At 55.8% G+C, this 9,288-nt stretch carries 8 protein-coding genes and 4 tRNA genes; all 12 read right to left on the reverse strand.

Translation table 11 applies throughout. The annotated features are described in order from the left end of the window. The coding region (gene tuf, locus A8B84_RS04545) for an elongation factor Tu (protein ID WP_064228496.1) at window positions 1-887 on the reverse strand (887 nt) is incomplete at its 3' end. A gap of 51 nt (window positions 888-938) precedes the next feature. Further along, window positions 939-1,014: transfer RNA gene (locus A8B84_RS04550), tRNA-Thr, on the reverse strand. 14 nt (window positions 1,015-1,028) lie between these two features. Next, window positions 1,029-1,103: transfer RNA gene (locus A8B84_RS04555), tRNA-Gly, on the reverse strand. Between the two features lie 11 nt (window positions 1,104-1,114). Further along, a tRNA-Tyr gene (locus A8B84_RS04560) sits at window positions 1,115-1,199 on the reverse strand. 39 nt (window positions 1,200-1,238) lie between these two features. Continuing rightward, window positions 1,239-1,314 (reverse strand) — tRNA-Thr (locus A8B84_RS04565). 31 nt (window positions 1,315-1,345) lie between these two features. Beyond that, a complete protein-coding gene (locus tag A8B84_RS04570) occupies window positions 1,346-2,014 on the reverse strand; it encodes a hypothetical protein (RefSeq protein WP_064228497.1) in 669 nt (222 codons plus the stop codon). Then, window positions 2,011-2,745 (reverse strand): type III pantothenate kinase, encoded by a 735-nt coding sequence (locus A8B84_RS04575; RefSeq protein ID WP_064228498.1) that lies wholly within the window; start codon window positions 2,743-2,745, stop codon window positions 2,011-2,013. The genes A8B84_RS04570 and A8B84_RS04575 overlap by 4 nt, the downstream gene beginning before the upstream one ends. Beyond that, window positions 2,742-3,707, reverse strand: a complete 966-nt coding sequence (locus tag A8B84_RS04580) for a biotin--[acetyl-CoA-carboxylase] ligase (RefSeq protein WP_064228499.1) — start codon at window positions 3,705-3,707, stop codon at window positions 2,742-2,744. Before A8B84_RS04580 ends, A8B84_RS04575 begins: the two co-directional genes overlap by 4 nt. Before the next feature lie 102 nt (window positions 3,708-3,809). Then, entirely contained in the window at window positions 3,810-6,212 is a 2,403-nt protein-coding gene (locus tag A8B84_RS04585) for a DUF6160 family protein (RefSeq protein WP_064228503.1), read from the reverse strand. A gap of 20 nt (window positions 6,213-6,232) precedes the next feature. Continuing rightward, window positions 6,233-6,781 carry a hypothetical protein gene (locus tag A8B84_RS04590; RefSeq protein ID WP_064228500.1) on the reverse strand — a complete coding sequence of 183 codons (549 nt, stop codon included), beginning with the start codon at window positions 6,779-6,781 and terminating at the stop codon, window positions 6,233-6,235. Beyond that, window positions 6,778-7,857, reverse strand: coding sequence for a hypothetical protein (locus tag A8B84_RS04595; RefSeq protein WP_064228501.1), 1,080 nt, complete (start codon window positions 7,855-7,857; stop codon window positions 6,778-6,780). The genes A8B84_RS04590 and A8B84_RS04595 overlap by 4 nt, the downstream gene beginning before the upstream one ends. Window positions 7,858-7,867: 10 nt before the next feature. Beyond that, window positions 7,868-8,980 (reverse strand): hypothetical protein, encoded by a 1,113-nt coding sequence (locus A8B84_RS04600; RefSeq protein WP_227512741.1) that lies wholly within the window; start codon window positions 8,978-8,980, stop codon window positions 7,868-7,870. Window positions 8,981-9,288 lie beyond the last annotated feature (308 nt).

The following is a 9,288-nucleotide window of genomic DNA, read 5'->3' on the forward strand; positions in this document are numbered from 1 at the left end:
ACCTGACCACGCTCAACGTCGTCACGCTTGGTACCACGCAGCAGAACACCAACGTTCTCACCCGCGCGACCTTCGTCCAGCAGCTTGCGGAACATCTCAACACCGGTACAAGTGGTCTTCACGGTATCCTTGATACCCACGATTTCCACTTCGTCACCAACCTTGATGATGCCACGCTCAACACGGCCGGTTACCACGGTACCACGACCAGAAATAGAGAAGACGTCCTCGATCGGCATCAGGAACGGCTGATCAATCGCACGCTCCGGCTCAGGGATGTAAGCATCCAGAGCTTCTACCAACTTCTTGACAGCGGTAGTACCCATCTCGTTGTCGTCTTTGCCTTCCAGCGCCATCAGAGCGGAACCGGTAACGATCGGGGTGTCGTCACCCGGGAAGTCGTACTGGCTCAGCAGATCACGAACTTCCATCTCGACCAGCTCGAGCAGCTCTTCATCGTCTACCATGTCCGCTTTGTTCAGGAACACAACGATGTAAGGTACACCAACCTGACGGGACAGCAGGATATGCTCACGAGTCTGCGGCATGGGGCCGTCAGCTGCGGAACAAACCAGGATCGCGCCGTCCATCTGCGCCGCACCAGTGATCATGTTCTTCACATAGTCAGCGTGGCCCGGGCAATCTACGTGAGCGTAGTGACGGGTCGGAGAATCGTACTCAACGTGGGAGGTGGCGATGGTGATACCACGCGCACGCTCTTCCGGTGCGTTATCGATCTGGTCAAACGCACGGCTCTCACCGGTACCGAAAACTTCGTGACATACACGAGTCAGAGCTGCGGTCAGAGTGGTCTTACCATGGTCAACGTGACCAATGGTGCCCACGTTCAAGTGCGGCTTATTACGTTCAAACTTTGACTTAGACATTCGACCAATCTCCCTAATCAACCAGGATCGTAACGTTGACCGGATAAATAATGGAGCTCATGGGCGGATTTGAACCGCCGACCTCACCCTTACCAAGGGTGTGCTCTACCAACTGAGCTACATGAGCATTGCAAAACAAATTGGAGCGGGCAGCGGGAATCGAACCCGCGTCATCAGCTTGGAAGGCTGAGGTAATAGCCACTATACGATGCCCGCGAGCAATTTAGTGGTGGAGGGGGCAGGATTCGAACCTGCGAAGGCGATGCCGTCAGATTTACAGTCTGATCCCTTTGGCCACTCGGGAACCCCTCCGAGTCGGATTCGCTTACGCAAATCCGTCAAAACTTAAAGTGGAGCTGGCGGACGGAATCGAACCCCCGACCTGCTGATTACAAGTCAGCTGCTCTACCAACTGAGCTACGCCAGCTCACATTCGCCTCGTCAGCGAGGGCGGTATACTACGGATTTTTTTCTGGCGTTGCAACACCTTCACAAGGCCTGATTTCAACGAAATCAAAATTGCTGCCGTAATCCGCTTTCACCGCCTGAACCAGTTCCTCAGCGAGTTCCGGTTCAGCCTCAAAAGAGAGCGCGTAGCTTATCTGATTTCGGGGGAAGTTGACCAGTACCGCATTAAGATTCTGGCGTTTTTTTTCTTCCAGCACGGAAATTGCAGATTCCCGGGACTCGAACAGGCCCAGGGAAATGGCATTGCGATTCTCTCCCTCAGTAACCAGGTAGGAATCAATGCCCTGACGTTGAATGTCGCGGAACTGCCGCAACGCAACATCTTCAGGCTGGGGCGGGATAAGAACCCAGTGCAAGGGCGGCAACTCTCTCTCGACTTCCTCAACGGTAAAACCTGCCTCTTCAGCAAGGGGCTGATTATCCACGAGCCTGTGAGCGCGCTCCGCACTTTCTATCCAGCCAAGGCGCACACAGGAGGGCCCAGACTGGCCCGTCGCCTCGCCAACCTCGACATTCCGGGGCTCCGATGATTTCAGGCTGGCCACCCTCGGCAAACTGCCACTGGCGACTTTGGCCATTCCGCCCGAAGGCCCGGCGAAGTCTGGCAGGTAATAAATACCAATACTCACCAGGACCAGCACAAACGCCAACCACCTCATTCGGATGCATCCTCGGCATGGATCGCACGCAAGCCAGACAACACAAGGTCAGGGCGATGGACACCAGACAGGCCAAGACCGATCAGGCGGTTCGCGTCGCCGCCAGTCACCAACACATCAGACAGGCTGTGCTTACGAACGTCAGCGATAACCCGCTCGACCATGGCACCGGAAAGCCAGGCAAGACCGTGGTTCACGCATTCGCCGGTACTTCTGCCCGGGTCTGTCGCCAGCTCCTGATCGGGGTCGAACCAGATTCGCGCCGCATCGGTCCTGAGGCTCCGCAACATCATCTGTAGTCCAGGAAGGATATAACCGCCCAGATGCCGGCCACGCGAATCCACATAATCGACGGTGACGGCACTGCCGGCATCTACCACCACGAAGCCCTGTTTGTGGTCGAGCCAGGCGCCATACATGGCATGCCATCGATCTGCCCCCATTCTCGAGACATCCTGGTAGGCATTTACCAGACCGTTACGGGCCTGCTCGGACCAGTAAAACTGCACCGGCGCAGGACAGAGCTTTGCAAGAGAATCCAGCAAATAAGCGCGTCGTTCCTCGGAAGCAACGGTGGATATGGCAACACTGCTGACGTGCCTGATGAGCTCTCCGACTGAGCTCACTGGATTCTCCTCTTCCAGTGAACCTGTGCCTGATACCAGGGTGCGGCCCTGATCATCGAGACACCATTTCAACCGGGTATTGCCTGCATCAATAAAAAGCTTCATGGCATCACTCGCAGACTGATTTCCCCTGCGCGTACCGGAACAACTCCGGTTTGGGTCCGGATCTGATAATTCCCGGCGTCATCAATACCGCAGCCGACGCCTTCCACATCACCGCCTCGAGCCTGAAGCGGTTTTCCCATAAAGATGTCCCGGCGCTGCCAGGGCTCCCGGAAATCTGCGAAACCGACATCTGAAAACAGGGGTACCACATCCAGAACGGCATCGATAATGGCGCTGGCGACCTGGTTCCGCGACCAGTCCGTTTCGGGGCAAACCCTGGCAAGGCTGCTCCAGGGCTGATCGACACCGTCGGCCCGGGACATGTGGACATTCAGGCCAATGCCGGCAATCACTTGCACAACCCCCTCCTCCAGCTCGCCCTGCAGTTCCACCAGAATGCCGCCAAGCTTTCCGTCGGGCAGAAATATATCGTTTGGCCATTTGAGCCCAACCTCTGGCACTCCGAGTCGCTCAAGTGCATTGGCTACCGCAACACCCAGTACCAGGCTCAATCCATCCAGTACCCCGAAGCCACCGTGGAAAGTCAGCCCCATACTGAGGTACAGGTTCTCGCCCCGAGGGCTTTGCCATACTCGTCCACGTCGCCCGCGCCCCGAGGTCTGGCAGTCGGCCATGACCACCGGAATACCTTTTGTCCCGGCCGTAATCTGCCGGACCACTTCGGCATTGGTTGAATCCACTTCATCAAGCACGGTCAGCGCCAACTCCTCTTCCCGGCCGGAAGCAATTCCATCAAGCACCGCCACACGGTCGAGCAGGTCAACCCTCGATACCAGCTGATACCCGCGCCCACGGATCGTGGCAATATCAGCACCTTCGTCCATTGCCCGACGGATCTGCTTCCAGATCGCCGTGCGACTGACCCCGAGTTTTTCGGCCAACGCAGCCCCCGAGTGGACCTGTCCGTCACTGAGCAACTCTATAAGTGCTTTGGATTTCATAACACGCATCCAGCCATGAGAGTGGGTAAGGCCGGATTAAACACCAGGGGAAGGAAAAAGACAAAGTCGGCAGCCGGCCTTTGCGAAATGGCTGCCGACAAATCAGGGAATCGGTGTTGCGGTGAGGTTCGCCTTGATATCAAAGTTCTGCATTTTCACACCATATACGGCAGTCTGTGCACCACCAACCGGATGGACCAGATCGATATTATTGATGGAGAGTTCCTTGAACTGGCTCCTCGCTTTCACCGCAAAACCGAGCGGTCGATTTTCGGTTTCCTGGAGGGTCGGATTGGCGACATAGCGGTAACCTGCCGCTGATGAGCCATCCATGATTTTCTCGTCACCCCGATTGCCAACCACGCCCATAGCGTCCGGACCGCCTGCCTTTTTCACGACCCGGGTCTGGTAGACATCCACGGAGAGATCGGTGCGCACGCCAAACGAGTTGTCGTCGACACCGTCACCATCGAAGTCGCCGCCGTCGCTGGTGTGGATATCATTCAGAACCAGACGCGTGCCCGTTCCGTTCATGGCTTCGCCAGCGCCATTGGTTTGCCGATTGGTTTCCCACGTCAGGGCGTTTTTCCGGGACTCTCCGGCGGCCTTGGCAAATACTTGCTTCAGGCGGACAGTCAGCCCTTCCTCACCCCGAGTTTCCCAGACGCCTCCGGAGTCGGCACAGGCCGATGGGCTATCGCCCATGCCACCGGCACAGACATCACCGGCACCTCCGGGCACGACCGTCATACTGCTGCCGGTCTCGTATTTCTGAACCACGAAACGACCGAAACTCCGGCCTGATTCCTTGTCGCCGATCCGCAGGTTGCCGATGTCCATGGTGCTCCAGGCTTCACCTTTGATAATCGCAAGCCCCTCCTGAGTGACATCGACCGTCATATCCCTAACGTGGGAGTCGTAATCCAGCTCGGTAATCCAGAGACCCTTCTGGGGGACCTCACCGTTACCCTCATCATAGGGCACTGCGATAATTGCGGCCTTGCCATCCCGAATCCGGACATCGGAATTGATGGTAATACCCTCACCTGAGGCACCACCCGCACCAAGTGTCATATGGCCATCCAGCTCGAACTCATAGGCGGGATAGAAGCCCAGCGCGAGCAGCAGTTCCGTGCCCCCCTGCAAGGGGGCATCTTCACTGCCTATCCGCAGGCCATTGATCCGGTAACCCGCACGGATGCCCTCAAAGCCGATGCGCAGACCATCGAAGAATTCTGTGCCGTTGATTACGCCATCCCGAGTCACGTTGACCGTTACATCGCCCTGCCCCCACGACTGCAGGCCGCTGAAGATCACCCTGTTTCCGTCTTCCGTATAGCTGAAATCGGCCAGGCGCAGACTCCATTCCGTCGCAAGCCGCAAGCCCTGGGGGCCGGCATCAGGGTGGCCACCCCCCTGCAGATAGATCGCATTGGAGTAATTGCGGCCATTGAACACCTGGTCCTCAAGCAGAAAGCTGACATTCACCTCTCCGATACTTTGTCCATTGCCGCCCATCTCAATGGCACCGATGTTGAACTGCCCATCCATGGAGCCAAGGGTCAGGGCAAGTGCCGGCCGATTCTCCCAGTCGGTCGCCACATCGAGCCTGAGATCATTGATGCGGTAGGCGCCGGTGATGTCCCGAAGCGCAAGGGCCCTCCCGTCATCCTTATAGAGAAAGGAGGCCGAATGAATAACGGTCTCATTATCGATTCGAAGGCCCTCACCGGAGCGCCCGCCGGCAGTAATTCTGGTGTTGGATGAAAGGTCATAGCTTCCACTCAGACTGCCATAACTGGGTAGCAGCTGACCGGTGCCGGAATCGACGGATACTCCATGGTTCAGAGGGTTGCCGCTGAAACGAATTGCACCGACAGCCCACTCTCCCGTAATCCGGGGCGCATTCAAGGCCAGAGTGTCGCCAACCACATCCAGCGTTATCCCCAGCGCCTCCACGTTCATGGTGATATCGTCCAGGAAAACTTCATTGCCGTTGGTGCGGTATCCCAGACGACCACCGGTCATGGTGTAGGCAGAATCAAAGGTATACCCGCCGCCTCCAACGGAGCCACCCTGGCTGATATTCAGATAACCCGCCAGGGAATGGTCGAAGAAGACACTTCCCATGCTGACTCCCGGCGCACCGGCGAGGCGGATATCGCCGAACTCGATTCTCCGGTCCTCAACCAGGTAGTCGAGGTTGAGGGACGCATCTTCCTCAATATCGACTCGAACCAGATGAAATGCCTGCCCTGAAGAATCGATTGCTGAACCAACCCGGAACCCTTCCAGATGAATGCCGTTACCATCGTCAAAGTACGATAACCGATCGGCGGCCAGGCCAAGGTCCAACTCCATGGTCAAGCCACTCTGGCCACTGATGTTGGCCAGCGCAGAATCGTCCAGGCTTTTCATGTCGGCAACCACCGACGGGGTGATGATCACCCAGACCAGCCCACTGGCTATCAAGGCAGCTGGCTTGATTCTGTTTGAAGCACTCACAGCCCTCACCCCCTCCATGATTACGGATTACCTGCCGGAAACACGAGCAGGTTGCCTTCCATCACAACCTCCCCCCGCATATCTACAGAAAATATGTCGGTCTGCTGAAAACCCGGATCGGTGGGGCGAGCGGTGCTGCTTGCGGATATCTTGAATTGAACATCGTTAAACCGGACGGTATTGGGCAGCCCCAGCTCCAGGACATCCCGATTGAACAGCTCCCCATCGCCGCCAAACCCCGAATCAACTTTGCGTACCCTCAGTGTCAGCCCCTCAAACGCGAAATTGCCGCGGATATCATCAAGAACCATCCATCCCCCGTTTTCCTTCAACCTGTAGGCGAAGCGGGCGCCACACTTTTTGTCGGCATCGTCACAGCGTCCGAAATAGCTGTTTTCAACCGGACCACCCATTTCATTGATGCTGATGTCGCCGGACAGGTAGATCCCCCCCTGGCCCGAGATCCCTGAAAGCGCTTCATCACCGAGACGGGAGAGTTCCGCAAGGGTCGGTGGTGGAAGCAGCAAAACAGAGAGAGCGAGCGACGTTCTTTGCAGGATGGCTATCATTGGCTCAGATCCCTCGTTTTGATGTTCAGATGCTGTATAAGCATTCCCTGTACACGGGCAGAGCCGAAATCACGGTCGCCAACACTGAAATTCCCGATCTTCAGGTTGCTGCGGAATTCCGGATTGGTGTAATAGGACTCGTAGAAATCCCAGGCTTCAGCATCGCTGCTTGCCCTGAGACCGTCGGCGCCAATCTCGCCCGGCTGGGGACGCCGTATAGCAGCCACTTCCACTACAAAGTTTCCACTGCCATCAACGTCGAAGAATACCGGCTGAAGCTGGTTGCCAATCGCCAGCTCCAGCGCAAAATCGCTCATCCGAATTCGGGAGCCGCAGCTGGAGCCGTCCTGGGCGCAGGCGTTTATCGAAAGCTCCGGAGAATAAAAATTGAGCTTGAACTGCCCCACCATCTGACGCCGATCGTTGTCGCCCCAGAGACGCAGATAGCTACCGTCGATGACAGCACTCTTTGCGTGAATGTTGATATTGGCAGATCGGTCGTCACCAACCGCCACGTTCATCTGCATGCCAACATCCGCACGCTCTCCGATGTAATCCGCCGTCGCCGGGCGGCTCGAACAGGTACCACTTCCGGGACCAGCGGCGGAATCCATGCAATCGTAACCCTGCCCGGCAGCAACTTTGGTACTGGCCGCAAACTCCAGAACCGCCTTATTGGCGATTCCAATATCATTGCCATCCACCACATCAATGCGCCAGGGATTGAGAAGCCTCCCCAGATTGACCGGCCCCAAAGTCTCGCCGTAGTTGCTATTGGCCCCGGAGATGTAAAGGTGGTTCACCGTAATATCGACATCACGTCCATCTGTACTCTTGATTCCCCCGATTCGAAAAATCCGTGCCTGCTCTCCGGAGGCATCCGGCTCATCCGTTCCATGGGAGAATTTGAAATTCTCCAACACCAGGCCGATGCCGGCTCCATCAATCGCGGACATTTCAGTTTCCGAAAGGCCCTGAAGCTCTGCCTCAACCTGCTCGGGCACAGTCAGAACGGCCGCCATCATGAAAAGGACGCGCGCGGAAACGGGAAGCTGACTGAAAGCGGACCATTTCATAAGAAACTCCTTAGAACAGACCCTTGCCGCGGTCGATGTATTCGGTGCGGTAACGCTGGGTACCATAGAGCGCTTCATTGAGATTCACTTCAGTCGCTCCGTTCGGGATATTGAAGAACGCTCCTGATGTTGCCCTGATGAAATCCTCCGGCGTGAAGTCTGTTTTCTTTACATCTTTCAGCCAGTCCAGATCCTTGGTCTGGAATGAAATAAAGGCGCCATCGACCGGGCCTGTAATACGTCGCTCGCCGTTCACCTCGCCGACTTCGCCTACCGGGAAGCTGTTGTAGATATCCAGGTCGAAGCAGGAGTCTATTCCCAGCACAAGACAGTCCTGGGCATAGACGTATATGTCACCGCCGGAACAGCTGAAAAAGGAACAATCGGGAACTTCAATGCGGGAGCTCGATCCCCAGCCGATCAGGTTCTTTACCGACCATCGGGTAAAACCGCTAGCGCCCTCAAGAATGAAACGCTCACCATTTGGAATGCCAATGTATTCGGCTCTTATGGGATCCAGCTCGCCAATGTTTGGATCACCCTCCGCGCCATAGACCAACTCAGCTTTGGTAGATAAGGGACTTCCACCCTCAAGGAGAGGCGTCAATAGAACAATCAGTTGATCAAATAGGTTACCGGAGGAGTTTGCCTGGGAAAGCCCCTCACCACGATCAATGATATCCACGTTTACATTGCCGGTCAGGGTTTCAATCTTGCCAGAGAGGACACCCATGGATTCGCCGAAGCCCAGACGGAAACCGACAACTTCTTCCGTCTGTTCGTCGAAGGCAAACTCCAGGAACGGATTCTCGATAGTAAACGGGACTATCTCACCCTCGGCATAGGTACTGCCATCTGGCTTTCGTTGTTTCGGGGCTTTGGGGTTAGCGTCAAAGTAGGCCTGGTTGTTTATATAGCCAAGGGCGAAATCCTCGATATAGACATCCGAAGTGCCCGGCTTCTCTCCATCCCGTTCGTAACGGCCCATTTCAAGGACATCCACATTGGTCTGGATGTCGATATCCATTCCAAGATTGATCCGGGTATAGGCGGTATTGTCGTTGGCATCAGGATGATACTGGCGGTCAACCGAGACAAATGCCTGACCCGTGACTTCAGACATTTGTTGATCTGAAATCGGGCGCAGTTCGGCGTTGACCCCCGAGGCCAGTAAAGGCAGGAGGAGAAGCGAAGGAATTATTTTACTCATAGTCACATCTCACCGCTGCCGCTTTTTGTTGTTGGCGGCTGATTTAAAGATGACTGATGAGCGTCTCTGAGGCTGGCTTGGATTTTTGATGTTGTTTTAGCCAGTTCTTTTACAGAAGTGTAACTCCAGTTACATGTTGTCACTGTGCGCAGCGTCATGGTTTTGGCATTTGCCAAATTTCAGGCAATAAAAAACCCCAGCATCGAGGATGCTGGGGTTTC

It is taken from the genome of Marinobacter sp. EhC06 (assembly GCF_001650915.1).
Lineage (GTDB): Bacteria > Pseudomonadota > Gammaproteobacteria > Pseudomonadales > Oleiphilaceae > Marinobacter.